Source organism: Amycolatopsis echigonensis, from assembly GCF_002846615.1.
In the GTDB taxonomy this organism is placed as follows: Bacteria; Actinomycetota; Actinomycetes; order Mycobacteriales; family Pseudonocardiaceae; genus Amycolatopsis; species Amycolatopsis echigonensis.
In genome coordinates, this window is record NZ_PJMY01000002.1 from 34993 (window position 1) to 52818 (window position 17826).

The window sequence follows — 17826 nt, forward strand, 5'->3', positions numbered from 1 at the left end:
GAGAGGTGGAGACATGCCTGAAGCACTGGTTTGCGGCGCGGGAGTCGCCGGGTGCGCGTCGGCCTACTGGCTGCGCCGCAACGGCTACGACGTGACGGTCGTCGAGCGCGCGGAGGGGTTGCGCAGCGGGGGCCAGGCGGTCGACATCCGCGGGGTCGCACTGAAGGTCGTCGAGCGGATGGGGCTGGGGGAGCAGGTCCGCGCCGCACGGACGCGGATGCGCGGGATGTCGATGCTCGACGCGTCCGGCAACGAGGTGTTCCGTTCCGAGGAACGCGTCTACAGCAGCGGGAGGCTCGACAGCGCGGACATCGAAATCCTCCGCGACGATCTGGTCGAGCTGCTGCACAAGGCGGCCGACGTCGAGTACCGCTTCGGCGACGAGATCACCGCGCTCGACGCCGAGTCCGGCCGGGTCGAGTTCGTCAAGGCCGAGCCGCGGACGTTCGACTTGGTCGTCGGCGCGGACGGCGCGCATTCGGCGGTCCGGCGGCTCGCGTTCGGCCCGGAGGACCAGTTCCGCCGCTACCTCGGCCAGTATCTGGCGATCTTCCCGGCGGCCAACACGCTCGGCCTCGAAGACTGGCAGATCTGGTTCCAGGGCGAGGGCGTCGGCGGCGCGGTCTACCCGGTGCCCGGCAACGAGGAGATCCGGGTGACGCTCGGTTTCGGCGAGCCGGAGTACCGCGAGATCCGCGACGTCGCGGAGCAGAAGAAACTCGTCGCGGAGCGGCTGAGCGAAGTCGGCGGCCCGGTCCCTGACCTGGTCGAAGCCATGGCGGACTCGCAGACGTTCTTCTTCGACGCCATGCTCCAGATCCGCATGGACCGCTGGACGACCGGCCGGGTCGCGCTCGTCGGCGACGCCGGGTACTGCGCGTCCGTGCTGTCCGGTCAGGGCACGAGCCTCGCCCTGGTCGGCGCGTACGTCCTGGCCGACGGTCTCGCCGGCTACGAAACCCGGATGCGCCCGTTCGTCGAGCTGAACCAGGCGCTGGCCACGGAAAACGCGGCCGGGCCCGCCTCGGAGGAATCCGTCGAGCGGGCGAAGAACGCGATCAGCCTGGACCGCTGATCCGCCACGTGGCGGGGGATCCCCGCCGCCCGGCTGGTCCCGTCCGGCTCCCGGGCGGCCAGGATGGAGCCACCAGCCGATCCCTTGGAGGCGCCCGAGATGACCGCCAGCTACCCGCCGCTCCCGTTCGACCCCGAGCTCGCCGCGGCGCTCGAGGTGCTCGCCGCCGAGCGTCCGCCGATCAAGACGCTCGAGTCGATCCCGGCGGTGCGGGCGGCCGCGGCGAAGCGGCAGATCTCGCTGGACGAGATCACGGCCGACGGCGCCCTCGAAGTGTCCGAAGTGGACGCCGAGGGGCCGCGCGGTCCGATTCCGCTGATCGTCGCGCGGCCGGCCGGTGCGGTCGACGTCCCGGTCCTGTACTGGCTGCACGGCGGCGGCATGATCATCGGCGGCCACAAGGGCGGGGACCTGTACTTCCTCAAGGAGTACGCGGCGGAACTGGGACTCGGTTTCGTCTGTGTCGACTACCGGGTCGCGCCCGAACACCCGCATCCGGCACCGGTCGAGGACTGCTACGCCGGGCTGGAATGGACGGTCAAGCACGCCGCCGAGTACGGCTTCGACGGCTCCCGCGTCGTGATCGGCGGGGCGAGCGCGGGCGGCGGGCTCGCGGCCGCGACGGCGCTGCTCGCCCGGGACCGAGGCGGCCCGGAACTGCTCGGCCAGCTGCTCGTGTACCCGATGCTCGACGACCGCAACGACTCCCCGTCGGCGATCCAGATGGCCGAAATGGGCAGCTGGGACCGCGCCGCGAACAACGTCGGCTGGACGGCCCTGCTCGGTGACGCTCGCGGCGGCCCGGACGTGTCGCCGTACGCCGCGCCCGCGCGCGCCGAAGACCTGTCCGGCCTCCCGCCCGCGTTCCTCGACGTCGGGAGCACCGAGACCTTCCGCGACGAGGTCATCGCCTACGCGAACCGGCTGTGGCTGTCCGGGGTGCAGGCCGAACTGCATGTCTGGCCCGGTGCCTTCCACGGTTTCGACGGCTCGGCCCCGCAGGCGGCGCTGTCGCAGCAGGCCCGCGCCGAGCGGACGCCGTGGCTGCGGCGGCTGCTCGGCTGAGCCGGACGCGCGATGATGGACCGATGAGGGAGCTGGTCACGCATCTGAGCGCGCTCGATTCCGGCGCGGCCGAGACGGTCAAGGTCATCGCGTACTTCGACCGGCTGGTCGAGGGCCGCGCCGGGCTGGAACCGATCGTGCGCGGGGCGGCGGTGCTGTCCGGCTGTCCCGCGCGGCTGGCCGACGACGAACGCCGGGTGCGCGTCCGCGTCGAACCGGACGGGCGCGTGGTGCCCGCGGCCGAGCCGCCCGATCCGGAATGGCCGTCGGCTCCGGTGCGTCCGGACGGGCCGGTCGCGCTGTGGCTGGAACGGCCCGGCCCGCCGAGCCCGGTGGACGCGATGGTGCTGGAGCGCGCGTCCGCGGCGGCGCGCGCGGTGCTGGACCGCACGCGCGGCCGGGTCGTCGATCCGGCGTCGGTCGAAGTCGTGCTCGACGCGTCGGCGGACGAGCGAACCCGGCTCCGTGCCGCCCATCGCCTCGGGCTCGGAGCCACGGCGAGGGCGGTCGTGACCGACGCGGTCCCGCTGGTCGTCCCTCCACAGTGGACTCCGCCGGAGCGCGGCCGGGTGGGCCTGGGAACCGTGGTGAATCTGGTCGACCTGCCGCTGTCCGGCGAGCAAGCGCGGACTGCTTTCCGATTCACCGCAACCGAAGACGATCCCGGACCGTCCGTTGTGGACTACGCGGAACTCGGCGGCCTGGCCGTGCTCGCCGACGCGGTCGGGCCCCGCACCGAACCGGTAGCGGACGTGCACAGCTTGGAGAACGCCCGCACGGCGGCTCCGTGGGTACTGCCCACACTGGTCGCCGTCGCGGGCGCACCGAGCTTGCGTGCCGCCGCGAACACGCTGGTAGTGCACCATTCGACCCTGCAGGAGCGCCTGGCCCACGCCGAACACCTGCTCGGCTGGCCAGTGCGCGATCCCGCTGGACGGTTGCGGTTGCAGCTGGCTATCGCGCTGTGGCGGCTGCACCGCAACGGTTGATCACGGCGTGAGCAGCGGCAGCAACGGCTTCCGCACGGCCGTCGCGACCCCGTCCGACGCCTGGGCCGCGGCGATCCGCTCGTCCGTCGGCGTCCCGTAGGACGTGGTCCGCTGCCGCAGCGGCCGGCCGAGCGGCTCGACCATCGCGCGCATGTCGCTGATCGTCTTGTAGGACCCGTTCGACGCGCCCGCCATCCGGCTGATCGTCTCCTCCATCAGCGTGCCGCCGATGTCGTTGACGCCGCCCTGCAGCACCGCCCGGCTGCCTTCCTCGCCGAGTTTCACCCAGGAACTCTGGATGTTGTCGAACGTGCCGTGCAGCAGCAGCCGGGACAGCGCGTGCACCGCCCGGTTCTCGCGCAGCGTCGTGCCCGCGCGGGCGAGACCGGCCAGGTAGATCGGCGAGCTCTGGTGGATGAACGGCAGCAGCACGAACTCGCTGAACCCGCGCCGTCCGTTGCGTTCCACGCCCTCTCGCTGCAGTTTGGCCAGCAGCTTCAGGTGGCCGACCCAGTGGCTCGGGTTGTCCACGTGGCCGTACATCATCGTCGCCGTGGTCGGCAGCCCGACGTCGTGCGCCGTGGTGACCACCTCGATCCACGCGTCCGTCGGCAGCTTGCCCTTGGTGAGCACCCACCGGACGTCGTCGTCGAGGATTTCCGCCGCGGTGCCCGGCAGCGAGTCCACTCCGGACTCCTTCGCCCGGATCAGGAAGTCGCGAATGGACAGATTCGTCCGCGACGCGCCGTTCACGACCTCCATCGGGCTGAACGAGTGCAGGTGGATGTCCGGCTGCCGCCGCTTCACCTCGGCCGCGAGGTCGAAGTACGCGGTGCCCGGCAGATCCGGGTGGATCCCGCCCTGCATGCAGATCTCGGTCGCGCCCGCGGCCCACGCCTCGTCCACGCGGTCGCCGACCTGCTCCAGCGACAGCGTGTACGCGTCGGCGTCGGTTTTCCGTTGCGCGAAAGCGCAGAAGCGGCAGCCGGTGTAGCAGACGTTGGTGAAGTTGATGTTCCGCGTGACCACGAAGGTGATGTCGTCCCCGACGACCTCGCGGCGCAGGTCGTCGGCCAGTTTCGTGAGCGCGTCCAGCTCCGGTCCGTCGGCGTGCAGCAGGGCGAGCGCGGCGTCGTCGGACAGCCCGGCGGGGTCCTTTTCCGCGCTGCGCAACGCATCCCGCATGTCGGTGTCGAACCGCTGCGGCCCGGTCTTGATCTTCCGGCCGATTTCCTTCCAGTCGCCGTAGACCGAATCGAAGTCGCCTCGCCGGTCCTCGGTGCGGCCGGTCGTGTCGATCTCGGTGTGCAGGTCGGTGCGCCCGGATTCCTGCCAGCCGCCGTCCGGCTCCTGCCACGGGATCCCGACCGGCATCGCGCCTTCGCGGGCCAGCCCGGTCTCCGCGTCGACCAGCGCCGCGACGTGCCGCGTGACGCGCGGGTCGAGCCACGGCTGGCCGCGCTTCACGTACTCCGGGTAGATGGTCAACCGCTCGCGCAGCGCGAAACCGGCCTTCTCGGTCTGCCGGGCGAGCAGGTCGATCTGCGGCCACGCGCGTTCGGGGTTGACGTGGTCCGGGGTGAGCGGCGAAACGCCGCCCCAGTCGTCGATGCCCGCGCGGATCATCAGGTCGTACTGGTCGCCGATGAGGTTCGGCGGGGCCTGGATGCGCATCCGCGGACCCAGCACCAGCCGCGCCACCGCGATGTTCGCGGCCAGTTCTTCGAGGTCGGCGTCCGGCGTCGCGCGCATCTTCGTGTCCGGCTTGGCCCGGAAGTTCTGGACGATGACTTCCTGGATGCCGCCGTACTCGCGTGCGGTCTTGCGGATGGCGAACAGCGCGTCGGCGCGTTCCTCATGCGTCTCGCCGATCCCGATCAGCACGCCGGTGGTGAACGGCACCGAGCTGCGGCCCGCGTCCTCCAGCACGCGCAGCCGGACCTCGGGATCCTTGTCCGGCGAACCGTAATGCGGCCCGCCCTTCTCGCTCCACAGCCGTCGCGCGGTGGTCTCCAGCATCATGCCCATCGACGGCGCGACCGGCTTGAGCCGCTGGAAGTCCTGCCAGGACATGACTCCCGGGTTGAGGTGCGGCAGCAGACCGGTCTCCTCGAGCACCCGGATCGCCATCGCGCGGACGTAGGAAAGCGTGTCGTCGTAGCCGTGCGCGTCCAGCCAGTCGCGCGCGGCCTTCCAGCGGTCCTCCGGCCGGTCGCCGAGGGTGAACAGGGCTTCCTTGCAGCCCATCTCCGCGCCCTTGCGGGCGATGTCGAGCACCTCGTCCGGCGACAGGAACGGCGATTCGAGCCTGCCGGGGACAGTGACGAAGGTGCAGTAGCCGCACCGGTCCCGGCACAGCCGGGTCAGCGGGATGAACACCTTGCGGCTGTAGGTGATGATCCCCGCGCGCCCGGCTTCTTCGAGGCCGGCGTCGCGGATGCGGGAGGCGTGGTCGGACAAAGTCTTGAGGTCGTCGCCGCGGGCGTGCAGCAGCACGGCCGCCTCGGCGACGTCGAGCGTCTTCCCGTCTCGCGCCCGGGCGAGCGCACGGCGCATGGCCGACGGGGTGGGCGTGGTCACGCCAGCTTCGGGCTCCATTCCCGCCACGCTAGGACCCGGCCGCCGCGACCAGCCAGCTCTCCGCCCGCCGCCGCGCCCGCGAGGAGTCCGGGGTGATCATCGCCGCAGGTTGCGGGCTTGTGGGTGCGGTCTGCCGACGGTATTACCTAAAGGGTGGCGTCAGTGATCGGGAAGCGCATCGGCGGGCGGACGTACTACTACTTCGCCGAGTCCGCGCGCGTCGACGGCAAGCCGCGCGTGGTCGGCCAGCGTTATCTCGGGACGGCCGAGGACATCGCGGCGGCGGTGGCCGGCGGCGGTCCGGAGGCAGCCGGCGCGCGGCATCGGTCGTTCGGCGATGTTTCCGCCGTATGGGGGACGCTGCAGCGGCTCGACCTCGTCCGGCGCGTCGACTCGGTGGCGGGACCGCAGCGGGCGCGGCCGACGCTCGGTCTCCACGTCGCGCTCGCCGTGCTCCATCGAGCGACCGCGCCGGACTTGGAGTTCGAGGAGTGGTGGACCGGCTGTCTGGCGCAGGATCTCGTCCGGCCGCGTCCGCCCAAGGGATCGGTCACGACAGCCAGTCACTGGCGGGCATTGCAGCGGCTTACCCCGGAGCGGATCGCTGGCGTGGAAACCGTGGTGGCGGAAGCAGTTCTGGAGCTGCTGGGCGACGACGGCACGGAAGCGCTGGCGGTCGATGTCGCGCAGTTCGCCGCGTTTACCGCCGCGGATTGCACGCTGCCGTCGGCCTGCCAGGACGTGCTCGCCGGACTCGGCCTGGTCGTCACGCGGGACGGGGCGATTCCGCTGGCTTCCCGGGTCTATCGAAGGGAAAGCGCGCCGACGTTCGGTGCGCTGGCCGTCGAGTTGGGGGAGCGGTATCCGGCCACGGACGTCACGCTGGTCTTCCACGCCGGGCAAGCCGCGCAGCTCGACCTCGGCGCGCGGACCGGGTTTGTCGGCTCGCTGCCGCTGGCTGACCATCCGGACTTGCTCGCGCGGCCCGCGTCCGTGCGGCGACGAGTGGATCCGGAGCGGTTCGCCGGGCTGACCGCCTTCGACACGGTGGCGACTGTGGACGGTGCCCACCGACGCGTCATCCTCACCCATTCCGCGACGTTGCACGCGGCGCAGTATCGGGCGTTCACCAGCGAATTGAGCACTACGGTGCGCGAACTCGACGGGCTCGCCGCCGCGCTCGAGGCAGGCACTCATCGCGGCGACCGGACCCAGGTGCACGCGGAGATGTCCCGGATCATTCGCGGACGCCGGGTGGAACGGGTGCTGAACACGACCCTCACCGGCAACCGCGCCGGGGAACTGCGGCTGGAGCGGCGGGTCGACGAGGCCGCGGTCGCCCGGCTGGCGGAGGAGTTCTTCGGCAAGCAGATTCTCGTGACGGACCGGGACTGGCCGGTCGCCGAGGTCGTCACCGCTTACCGCGCCCGGACGCACCTCGAGTCGACGTTCCGGTGGCTGACCGGGCCCGCCGCGGCCGGGCCGTCGCCGCGGTGGGAGTGGACTTCGCATCGGATCGCGGTGCATACGTTGGTGTCCGTGCTCGCGGCGACGGTCACGCACTTGATGCGGCGGGAGGCGGACCGGGCGGGGATGAATTTGTCGGTGGCGGAGTTGCTCGATCAGTTGCGGGGGATCGGGGAGACGGTGCTGCGGCATCGGTCCACTGGGGGGAGGCCGCGGACGAGGCGGATTTTGTCCGATCGGACGGGGAGGCAGCAGGCGTTGTTCGAGTTGTTCGGGTTGGAGAGGTTTGCGCCTGGGTGAGGGGGCTGCTCGTCGCCCTGGCGGGCGACATTGCGCCGGGTGGTGCGGTGGGGCACCCCGAAGCCGAGTGTGCTGACGGTTCGGGGGTGCTTGTCAAGGCGGGAAAGATGCCTTGACAAGCACCCCCGAACCGCAGAGAAGGCTTCGTATCGGGGTGCGGGGTGGTGTGGGTGCCTGGCGCGTTGGGCGCGTTGGCTGGTGGGCGCACGGCTTGGGTTGCGTGGTCGCGATCGGCGGGTCGTCCGTGAAGGGCTCCTTCCGGGAATCTAAGTCCGGGAAGGGGCCCCTCACGGATTGTTCAGGAGTCGCGGTCGATGTTCAGTGCGGAGAAGGTCTGCACCACCGGCATCAGCTCGATGACGTTGATGTTCACGTGCTTGGGCTGCGAGCTGGCCCAGAAGACCGACTCGGCGACGTCGTCCGCGGTCAGCGGGGTCGTGCCGGCGTAGACGTTCGCCGCTTTGTCTTGGTCGCCGTCGAATCGGACGGTCGAGAACTCCGTGCCGCCCACCATGCCGGGCTCGATGTTCGTCACGCGGACGCCAGTGCCGCGCAGGTCAGAGCGCAGGTTGAGGCTGAACTGGTGGACGAACGCCTTGGTCGCGCCGTAGACGTTTCCGCCGGGGTAGGGGTAGCTGCCCGCGACGGAGCCGATGTTGATCACGTGCCCGGCACCGCGTTCGACCATGCCGGGCAGCACTGCGCGGGTGAGGTGGACGAGACCGGTCACGTTGGTCTCGATCATCTGGTCCCAGTCTTCCAGCTTCGCCTCGTGCGCGGGTTCGAGACCCTTCGCGAGGCCGGCGTTGTTGACCAGGATGTCGATCTTCGCCCACTCCTCGGGCAGTTGCGCGACGACGTCCGCGACCGCGTCCGCGTCGCGTACGTCGAGTACCAGCGGGTACACCGCGTCGCCCAGTTCGTCCGCGAGCGTCTTCAACCGGTCGCCGCTGCGGGCCGCGGCGACGACCCGCGCGCCTTCCGCGACGAACCGGCGCGTGATCGCGGCACCGAACCCGGCGCTCGCGCCGGTCACCAATACGGTCTTCATGGAGTGAGTCACCGTTCTTCCGCGTGGTCCAGGAACCGGCCGAACACGTCGTTGAACTCGGCCGCGCGTTCCAGGTTAGGCAGGTGCCCCGCGCCGTCGAGCACCACCAGCTCCGAGCCGGCCACGAGCTGGTGCAGCAGCCGCGCGTCGGCGACCGGCGTGAACTCGTCCTCGCTGCCCACCACGACCAGCGTCGGCACGGTGACCCGCTTCAGCGAATCGCGGTAGTCCGGCCGCTTCGCCCTCGCCCGCAAGGCCGCCGCCGCGCCTGCTGCCGGTGCGTCGCGCATCATCTTCTGGACGTGCCCGGTCACCTCGGGGTTCTCGCGCAAAGTGCCCGGCGACACCATCTTCGGCAACAGCTCGTCGGCGTACGCGGTCATGCCCTCCGCGAGCACCCGGTCCGCGGCCTGGTTGCGCACCACCTTTCCTTCGTTGGTCTCGGGCTCGGCGAAGGTGTCGGCGAGCAGCACCGCGGCGATCCGCTCCGGGTGCTCCCGGACGGTCTGCATCACGATCTGCCCGCCCATCGACAGCCCGCCCAGCGCGAAGCGGTCCAGCCCGAGGTGGTCAGCCAGCCCGATGAGGTCCTCGGCGAAGTCTTCGAGCCCGCGGACCGCCGGCCCAGTGCTTTCTCCGTATCCGCGCAGGTCGGGCACGACGACGCGGTGCCCGTTCCGCGCGAGGTGCTCAGCCTGCGGGCCCCACATGGACCGGTCGAACGGGTGCCCGTGCACGAGAAGCACCGGGAGCCGCGGCTGGTGCCCGAGGTCGTCGTAGGCGATCCGAGCGCCGGAGGAGAGGAGGACTGTCTGCATGTCGCCGACGCTAATCGGAGCGATTTCTCAGAGCAATACAGCGCAATGTAGTCGGAGCAATGTTTTTCTAGCGCACCTTCGCGAAGAACTGGCGGACGTCGCCCGCCCACAGCTCCGGCACCTCCTGCGCGGCGTAATGCCCGCCGCGGTCGTACTCGTTCCACGACACGAGGTTCCGGCGGTGCTCGGTGAACACGCGGATCGACGGCAGATCGCCGGGGAACTGCGCGACCCCGAGCGGCACTGGATTGCGGCCCTCGGCAGGCGTCTCCCGGGCTTGCTCGGCGTAGATCCGGATCGCCGAACCCGCGGTGCCGGTCAGCCAGTGGATCGTGACGTGCGTGAGGATCCCGTCGGCGTCGAGGCCGTGGTCGTGCATCGCCTGCGCGTTCCAGCCGAGCAGGCCGACGGGGGAGTCGGACAGCGCGTGCGCGAGGGTCTGCGGCTGCTGCGCCTGGACGACGCCGTAGGACGCCTCGTCGGTGAAGTAGTGGTGGAACGCGTCCCATGCCGCTTTGTCCTTAGGGGACAGTTCGGCAATCCACTGTGGATCGTCGTCCGGCGGCGGATCCCAGGTCTGCGTCACGTGCGCGCCGATCACCTGCTCCGGTGCCACGCGACCGACCTCCGGCGCGATCCTCGAACCCCAGTCGTTGCCCGCGGTCCCGTACCGCGCGTACCCCAGCCGGCGCATCAACTCCGCCCACGCCCGCGCGATCCGCTGCGGACCCCAGCCGGTGTCGGCCGTCGGGCCGGAAAACCCGAACCCCGGCAACGACGGCAGCACGACGTCGAACGCGATCGACGGGTCCAGCCCGTGCGCGCGGGGATCGCTCAACGGCCCGACCGCGGCCAGATACTCCGCCACCGAGCCCGGCCACCCGTGGCTGAGAAGCAAGGGGATCGCGTCCGGCTCCGGCGAACGGGCGTGCAGGAAATGCACGTTGCTGCCGTCGATCGTGGTCGTGAACTGCGGATACCGGTTGAACCGCCGTTCCCAAGCCCGCCAGTCGTAGCGATGCCGCCAGTGCTCGGCCAGCTCGCGAACCCGGCCGACGCTGACGCCGTACCCCTGGTCGCCGCCGGCCGGCTCGGGTGCCCATTTCGTCCGATCGAGCCGTTCCCGCAGGTCGGCAAGGTCCGCTTCCGGGATCTCGAGCCGGTACGGCCGGATCTCGTCAGTCATGTCCAGCTCCTTGAGAGAGCCGCCGGGCGCAGGCGTTGAGATACCGCACCTGGCGGATGTTGGTGGCGAGTTCGGCGGCGCGCAGGTACGCGCTCCGGGCCGCTTCGCGGTCGCCCGCCCTTTCCAGAAGATGTGCTCGCGCCGCGTAAAACCGCCGGTCGCGGTTGTCCAGCGCCTCCAGCAGGTCGAGCCCCGCCGCCGGTCCGTCCGCCATCCCGACCGCGACGGCGTGGCTCACCTTCGCGACCGGACTCGCCGAAACCTTGAGCAACAGCCGGTAGAGCCCGGCGATCTGCCGCCAGTCGGTCTCCTCCGCGGTGGCTGCCTCGTCATGGACCGCCGCGATCGCCGCCTGCAGCTGATACGGCCCGACCGGCCCGCGCGGCAACGCCGCCGTCACCAGCTCCACCCCGCGCCGGATCGACTCGGCCTTCCACCGCGTCCGGTCCTGTTCGTGCAGCGGAACCAGCTCGCCCTGCTCGGTCACGCGCGCCGGCGATCGCGCGTCCGTCAGCAACATCAACGCGAGCAGTCCCTCGGCCTCGCTGTCGCCCGGCAGCAACGCGGCGGTCATCTCGGCCAGCCGGATCGCTTCGGCGACCAGGTCGCCCCGGCGCAAATCCGGCCCTGACGTCGCCGAATACCCCTCGGTGAAAATCAGGTACAGGACGTGCAGGACCGCTTCGAGCCGCTCGTCCCGTTCCTCCTTCGGCGGCATCCGGAACGGCACACCGCTGTCCTGGATCGTGCGCTTGGCCCGGGAAATCCGGCGGGCCATCGAATCCTCGGAAGTGAGGAACGCCCGCGCGATCTCCGCGGTGGTGAGCCCGCCGACGGCCCGCAGGGTGAGGGCGATCTGCGACGCCGCCGACAACGACGGGTGGCAGCAGAGCAGGAGCAGGATCAAGGTGTCGTCCCCGGTCTGCTCGCTGACGTCCTCGCGAGCCGCGCGGATCTCTCGCTCCCGCCTCGCCTGGTCAGCCCGGAGCAGATCGATCAGCTTCCGGCTCGCGACCTGCAGCAACCAGCCGAAGGGACGCTCGGGGATGCCCGACTCCGGCCACTGCTGGGCGGCTTTGAGCAGGGCTTCCTGGACCGCGTCCTCAGCCGGATCGAACCGTCCGTAGCGGCGGACCAGCGCTCCCAGCACCTGCGGCGCGAGGGTGCGCAGGGTGTCGTTGACCGCGGAGTCGGTCATCTCTGCCTGCCTCGTGGCTCAGAGTTCGCCCTCGGACCCCATCACCGGCCGGACCACCACTCCGGCCTCCGCCAACCGCCCCGGTGCCTTGAGCAGTCCCGCCGCGATGTCGGTCGCGCGGTCGAAACTGGCGCAGTCGACCATCCAGTACCCCGCGATGACCTCCTCGGTCTCGCCGAAGGGCCCGTCGGTGACGACCGGAGCCCCGTCCCGCAGGCAAAGGCGGCGGGCCAGCACCGGAGCGGAGAGCCCCTGCGTCTCGACCAGCTCGCCCGATTCGGCCAGCGCCCCGCTGAACCCGGTGAGGAACTCGTAGACCGCCGCCGCCTCCGCCGGGGTCGCCCCGCCGTCCTTGCCGCTGAGGTAGTCGTAGTCCTGCTGGTTGCCGTACGCCAGGATCAGGTACTTCATCGGTGCTCCCTCTTCGCTCGGGCCTGCTCTCGCGACCGGCGCTTGCCCGCCAGTCTCGGAAAGAACGAAGCTGCCCGCCCCGGACCGGACATCGCCTCGGCGCTCTTCTGGGTGACCCGGGTCACTCGGCGCTCATGATGCCCCTGCTGGAACGCGCGCGCCCAGGGTTGTTGCGCGCGGCAGGTCGATGTCCAGCAGCAATCCGCGCTCCGTCCGCATTGCTCGGCGCTTCCTTTGGCAGTCGTCGGCCCGTGCCTGCTCGGGCATTCGCCGATAACGCGAGCCGCCCGTTCTTCCGCATTACGACATCCGCGAGCCGATAACGCCGCGCTCTGGCCCGCGGGCTTGCCGCCGCCCAGCCCGCCGGATCGGCCGCATCGGGCCCATTCGGTCGGTTGACCTGCGAAGATCGTATTAAGGGACCCCCCTGTTTCGGGCCGTTTTGAGCCGTGTAATGTTCTCCAGGTCGCCAGGGAGACCGGGCGGCCGCCGGGACACGAACCAAGCTCTCGCCTCTAGGGTGATTGAGTGGGTGTCCCACCAAAAACTGCTAGGAATGACCGCTTCGGTCAGGCTCGCCCTTGCGGGGGTGGGGTTGGTGCGGGGTGTGTTGCTTGAGAACTCAACAGTGTGCTAGTGAACTAAGCCAGTAGAGCTTATTTATGGTAACCCCCTCGTCGGGGTTTCCTTTGAGATTGATTGAGAAGTAGTCTCGATCGAACTGTTCATTGTTGGAGAGTTTGATCCTGGCTCAGGACGAACGCTGGCGGCGTGCTTAACACATGCAAGTCGAACGCTGAACCGGTTTCGGCCGGGGATGAGTGGCGAACGGGTGAGTAACACGTGGGTAATCTGCCCTGTACTCTGGGATAAGCCTGGGAAACTGGGTCTAATACCGGATACGACCACTGCAGGCATCTGTGGTGGTGGAAAGTTCCGGCGGTATGGGATGAACCCGCGGCCTATCAGCTTGTTGGTGGGGTAATGGCCTACCAAGGCGACGACGGGTAGCCGGCCTGAGAGGGTGACCGGCCACACTGGGACTGAGACACGGCCCAGACTCCTACGGGAGGCAGCAGTGGGGAATATTGCACAATGGGCGCAAGCCTGATGCAGCGACGCCGCGTGAGGGATGACGGCCTTCGGGTTGTAAACCTCTTTCGCCAGGGACGAAGCGCAAGTGACGGTACCTGGATAAGAAGCACCGGCTAACTACGTGCCAGCAGCCGCGGTAATACGTAGGGTGCGAGCGTTGTCCGGAATTATTGGGCGTAAAGAGCTCGTAGGCGGTTTGTCGCGTCGGCCGTGAAATCTCCACGCTTAACGTGGAGCGTGCGGTCGATACGGGCAGACTTGAGTTCGGCAGGGGAGACTGGAATTCCTGGTGTAGCGGTGAAATGCGCAGATATCAGGAGGAACACCGGTGGCGAAGGCGGGTCTCTGGGCCGATACTGACGCTGAGGAGCGAAAGCGTGGGGAGCGAACAGGATTAGATACCCTGGTAGTCCACGCTGTAAACGTTGGGCGCTAGGTGTGGGCGACATTCCACGTTGTCCGTGCCGTAGCTAACGCATTAAGCGCCCCGCCTGGGGAGTACGGCCGCAAGGCTAAAACTCAAAGGAATTGACGGGGGCCCGCACAAGCGGCGGAGCATGTGGATTAATTCGATGCAACGCGAAGAACCTTACCTGGGCTTGACATGCGCCAGACATCCCCAGAGATGGGGCTTCCCTTGTGGTTGGTGTACAGGTGGTGCATGGCTGTCGTCAGCTCGTGTCGTGAGATGTTGGGTTAAGTCCCGCAACGAGCGCAACCCTTATCCTACGTTGCCAGCGCGTCATGGCGGGGACTCGTGGGAGACTGCCGGGGTCAACTCGGAGGAAGGTGGGGATGACGTCAAGTCATCATGCCCCTTATGTCCAGGGCTTCACACATGCTACAATGGCTGGTACAGAGGGCTGCGATACCGCGAGGTGGAGCGAATCCCTTAAAGCCGGTCTCAGTTCGGATCGCAGTCTGCAACTCGACTGCGTGAAGTCGGAGTCGCTAGTAATCGCAGATCAGCAACGCTGCGGTGAATACGTTCCCGGGCCTTGTACACACCGCCCGTCACGTCATGAAAGTCGGTAACACCCGAAGCCCATGGCCCAACCCGCAAGGGAGGGAGTGGTCGAAGGTGGGACTGGCGATTGGGACGAAGTCGTAACAAGGTAGCCGTACCGGAAGGTGCGGCTGGATCACCTCCTTTCTAAGGAGCACAACACATCCACGCCTCCCGGGATGCCCGGAGCACGGGGCGTGGGGTGGGCACGGTTTAACACCCGCACGCGGTGTTGCCGGGCTTGCTCAAGGAATTGTGGAACTACTGGTTACGGTTCGCGGTGGCGGTGATGCCGCCGGTCAGTACTGCGAGGTCTTCGGGTCTCTGCGTGGAACGCCGGTCGCGGATCCGGGTCGCGGATTGTTCGCTGGCGCGCTGTTGGGTCCTGAGGCAACACACGTTGTTTCTGGTGTGGTGTTTGAGAACTGTAGAGTGGATGCGAGCATCTTTGTGGTCAAGTTGTTAAGGGCACATGGTGGATGTCTTGGCTTCAGGAGCCGATGAAGGACGTGGGAGGCTGCGATATGCCTCGGGGAGCTGTCAACCGAGCTGTGATCCGAGGATTTCCGAATGGGGAAACCCAGCACCAGTGATGTGGTGTTACCCGCCGGTGAATATATAGCCGGTGTGGAGGGAACGCGGGGAAGTGAAACATCTCAGTACCCGCAGGAAGAGAAAACAAAAGTGATTCCGTGAGTAGTGGCGAGCGAAAGCGGATGAGGCTAAACCGATTGCATGTGATACCTGTCAGGGGTTGTGTGGTCGGGGTTGTGGGACCTGTCTTCTCAGAGCTGACACTCTGGGCGTGATGCGGCATGGTTAGCGGAACCGTTTGGGACGGCGGGCCGGAGCGGGTGAGAGCCCCGTACGCGAAAACTGTGTTTGTGTCGTGTGGCGGTGTTCCCGAGTAGCAGCGAGCTCGTGGAATTTGCTGTGAATCTGCCGGGATCACCCGGTAAGCCTAAATACTTCCTGGAGACCGATAGCGGACGAGTACCGTGAGGGAAAGATGAAAAGTACCCCGGGAGGGGAGTGAAAGAGTACCTGAAACCGTGTGCCTACAAGCCGTCAGAGCGTTTCGGCGTGATGGCGTGCCTTTTGAAGAATGAGCCTGCGAGTTAGTGCTGCGTGGCGAGGTTAACCCGGGTGGGGTAGCCGTAGCGAAAGCGAGTCCGAACAGGGCGACTGAGTCGCGTGGTCTAGACCCGAAGCGGAGTGATCTACCCATGGCCAGGGTGAAGCGACGGTAAGACGTCGTGGAGGCCCGAACCCACTTAGGTTGAAAACTGAGGGGATGAGCTGTGGGTAGGGGTGAAAGGCCAATCAAACTCCGTGATAGCTGGTTCTCCCCGAAATGCATTTAGGTGCAGCGTCGCGTGTTTCTTGCCGGGGGTAGAGCTACTGGATGGTCTAGGGGCCTTACCGGGTTACCGAAATCAACCAAACTCCGAATACCGGTTAGTGAGAGCGCGGCAGTGAGACGGCGGGGGATAAGCTTCGTCGTCGAGAGGGAAACAGCCCAGAACACCAGCTAAGGCCCCTAAGTGTGTGCTCAGTGGGAAAGGATGTGGGATTGCCCAGACAACCAGGAGGTTGGCTTAGAAGCAGCCACCCTTGAAAGAGTGCGTAATAGCTCACTGGTCAAGTGGTCCTGCGCCGACAATGTAGCGGGGCTTAAGCACACCGCCGAAGCTGTGTCACTCGTGCAATACATCCGCTGTTTCTTCGGGAACGGTGCAGTGGCACGGGTGGGTAGGGGAGCGTCCTGCATCCAGGGAAGCGGCCGCGGAAGCGAGTCGTGGAGGGTGCGGGAGTGAGAATGCAGGCATGAGTAGCGAATGCAGAGTGAGAAACTCTGCCGCCGGATGACCAAGGGTTCCTGGGCCAGGCTAATCCGCCCAGGGTAAGTCGGGACCTAAGGCGAGGCCGACAGGCGTAGTCGATGGACAACGGGTTGATATTCCCGTACCCGAGCATGTGCGCCCATGGCGAGGCGGTTGACACTAACCACCCGAAGCCACTCGTGAAGCCTTCGGGCGGATCGGGTGTGTGGAGCGTGGGACCTGATTCCGTAGTAGTCAAGCGATGGGGTGACGCAGGAAGGTAGCTCCGCCAGGCGATGGTTGTCCTGGTGTAAGCGTGTAGGCCGTCATGTAGGCAAATCCGCATGACATATAGGCTGAGACGTGATGCGTAGCCGTTTGAGGCGAAGTGGGTGATCCTATGCTGTCGAGAAAAGCCTCTAGTGAGTGCATGCACGGCCCGTACCCCAAACCAACACAGGTGGTCAGGTAGAGAATACCAAGGCGATCGGGTGAACTGTGGTTAAGGAACTCGGCAAAATGCCCCCGTAACTTCGGGAGAAGGGGGGCCAAGCGCTGTGAAGCCCTTCGCGGGTGGAGCGGTGGTTGGCCGCAGAGACCAGCGGAAAGCGACTGTTTACTAAAAACACAGGTCCATGCGAAGTCGCAAGACGATGTATATGGACTGACGCCTGCCCGGTGCTGGAACGTTAAGAGGACCGGTTAGCCAGCAATGGCGAAGCTGAGAATTTAAGCGCCAGTAAACGGCGGTGGTAACTATAACCATCCTAAGGTAGCGAAATTCCTTGTCGGGTAAGTTCCGACCTGCACGAATGGCGTAACGACTTTCCGGCTGTCTCGACCACAGGCCCGGCGAAATTGCATTACGAGTAAAGATGCTCGTTACGCGCGGCAGGACGGAAAGACCCCGGGACCTTTACTATAGTTTGGTATTGGTTTTCGGTTCGGCTTGTGTAGGATAGGTGGGAGACTGTGAAGCGCTCACGCTAGTGGGTGTGGAGTCGTTGTTGAAATACCACTCTGGTCGGATTGGGAATCTGAACCTCGGACCATGATCTGGTTCAGGGACAGTGCCTGATGGGTAGTTTAACTGGGGCGGTTGCCTCCTAAAGGGTAACGGAGGCGCCCAAAGGTTCCCTCAGCCTGGTTGGCAATCAGGTGTCGAGTGCAAGTGCACAAGGGAGCTTGACTGTGAGACAGACATGTCGAGCAGGGACGAAAGTCGGGACTAGTGATCCGGCACCTCCTGGTGGAAGGGGTGTCGCTCAACGGATAAAAGGTACCCCGGGGATAACAGGCTGATCTTGCCCAAGAGTCCATATCGACGGCATGGTTTGGCACCTCGATGTCGGCTCGTCGCATCCTGGGGCCGGAGTAGGTCCCAAGGGTTGGGCTGTTCGCCCATTAAAGCGGCACGCGAGCTGGGTTTAGAACGTCGTGAGACAGTTCGGTCCCTATCCGCCGCGCGCGCAGGATACTTGAGGAAGGCTGTCCCTAGTACGAGAGGACCGGGACGGACGGACCTCTGGTGTGCCAGTTGTCACGCCAGTGGCATGGCTGGTTGGCTATGTTCGGAAGGGATAACCGCTGAAGGCATCTAAGCGGGAAGCCTGTTCCAAGATGAGGTATCCCACCCCTTTGTGGGTTAAGGCCCCCAAGAGACGATTGGGTTGATAGGCCAGAAATGGAAGCACAGTAATGTGTTGTCGAGTTGACTGGTACTAATAGGCCGAGGACTTGCCTACGAAGATGTTGCGCATCC

10 protein-coding genes and 2 rRNA genes are annotated in these 17826 nt (G+C 66.9%); 6 read left to right on the forward strand and 6 right to left on the reverse strand.

What is annotated here, in order from left to right:
* Positions 1 to 13 precede the first annotated feature (13 nt).
* The 3 genes from ATK30_RS01840 (at position 14) to ATK30_RS01850 (ending at position 3129) form a co-directional block, all read left to right on the forward strand.
* The gene (locus tag ATK30_RS01840; protein WP_101434004.1) at positions 14 to 1075 is read left to right on the forward strand and encodes an FAD-dependent oxidoreductase; all 1062 of its coding nucleotides are present in this window, start codon (positions 14 to 16) and stop codon (positions 1073 to 1075) included.
* 99 nt (positions 1076 to 1174) lie between these two features.
* Complete coding sequence (locus ATK30_RS01845; protein ID WP_101434005.1) at positions 1175 to 2140, forward strand: alpha/beta hydrolase fold domain-containing protein; 966 nt, start codon at positions 1175 to 1177, stop codon at positions 2138 to 2140.
* A 23-nt stretch (positions 2141 to 2163) separates the two neighbouring features.
* Positions 2164 to 3129 carry a helix-turn-helix domain-containing protein gene (locus ATK30_RS01850; RefSeq protein WP_101434006.1) on the forward strand — a complete coding sequence of 322 codons (966 nt, stop codon included), beginning with the start codon at positions 2164 to 2166 and terminating at the stop codon, positions 3127 to 3129.
* On the opposite strand, the gene ATK30_RS01855 is transcribed toward ATK30_RS01850, so the two are convergent.
* On the reverse strand, positions 3130 to 5727 hold the full coding sequence (locus tag ATK30_RS01855; RefSeq protein ID WP_167441803.1) for a bifunctional FO biosynthesis protein CofGH: 2598 nt from the start codon (positions 5725 to 5727) through the stop codon (positions 3130 to 3132).
* 135 nt (positions 5728 to 5862) lie between these two features.
* Between ATK30_RS01855 and ATK30_RS01860 the strand changes: the two genes are divergently transcribed.
* The gene (locus ATK30_RS01860) at positions 5863 to 7476 is read left to right on the forward strand and encodes an IS1634 family transposase (protein WP_463672399.1); all 1614 of its coding nucleotides are present in this window, start codon (positions 5863 to 5865) and stop codon (positions 7474 to 7476) included.
* A gap of 298 nt (positions 7477 to 7774) precedes the next feature.
* Here the strand turns inward: ATK30_RS01860 and ATK30_RS01865 are convergent, their stop codons facing one another.
* The 5 genes from ATK30_RS01865 to ATK30_RS01885 form a co-directional block, all read right to left on the reverse strand.
* Positions 7775 to 8527 carry an SDR family NAD(P)-dependent oxidoreductase gene (locus ATK30_RS01865; RefSeq protein WP_101434009.1) on the reverse strand — a complete coding sequence of 251 codons (753 nt, stop codon included), beginning with the start codon at positions 8525 to 8527 and terminating at the stop codon, positions 7775 to 7777.
* Between the two features lie 8 nt (positions 8528 to 8535).
* On the reverse strand, positions 8536 to 9345 hold the full coding sequence (locus tag ATK30_RS01870) for an alpha/beta fold hydrolase (RefSeq protein WP_101434010.1): 810 nt from the start codon (positions 9343 to 9345) through the stop codon (positions 8536 to 8538).
* A 67-nt stretch (positions 9346 to 9412) separates the two neighbouring features.
* A complete protein-coding gene (locus ATK30_RS01875; RefSeq protein WP_101434011.1) occupies positions 9413 to 10531 on the reverse strand; it encodes an epoxide hydrolase family protein in 1119 nt (372 codons plus the stop codon).
* Positions 10524 to 11729 carry an RNA polymerase sigma factor gene (locus tag ATK30_RS01880; protein WP_101434012.1) on the reverse strand — a complete coding sequence of 402 codons (1206 nt, stop codon included), beginning with the start codon at positions 11727 to 11729 and terminating at the stop codon, positions 10524 to 10526. Before ATK30_RS01880 ends, ATK30_RS01875 begins: the two co-directional genes overlap by 8 nt.
* A gap of 18 nt (positions 11730 to 11747) precedes the next feature.
* The gene (locus tag ATK30_RS01885; RefSeq protein ID WP_101434013.1) at positions 11748 to 12140 is read right to left on the reverse strand and encodes a YciI family protein; all 393 of its coding nucleotides are present in this window, start codon (positions 12138 to 12140) and stop codon (positions 11748 to 11750) included.
* Between the two features lie 728 nt (positions 12141 to 12868).
* Between ATK30_RS01885 and ATK30_RS01890 the strand changes: the two genes are divergently transcribed.
* Positions 12869 to 14388 (forward strand): 16S ribosomal RNA (locus ATK30_RS01890).
* Positions 14389 to 14693: 305 nt separating this feature from the next.
* Positions 14694 to 17809, forward strand: a 23S ribosomal RNA gene (locus ATK30_RS01895).
* The 16S and 23S rRNA genes sit together here, the layout of an rRNA operon.
* Positions 17810 to 17826: the final 17 nt, after the last annotated feature.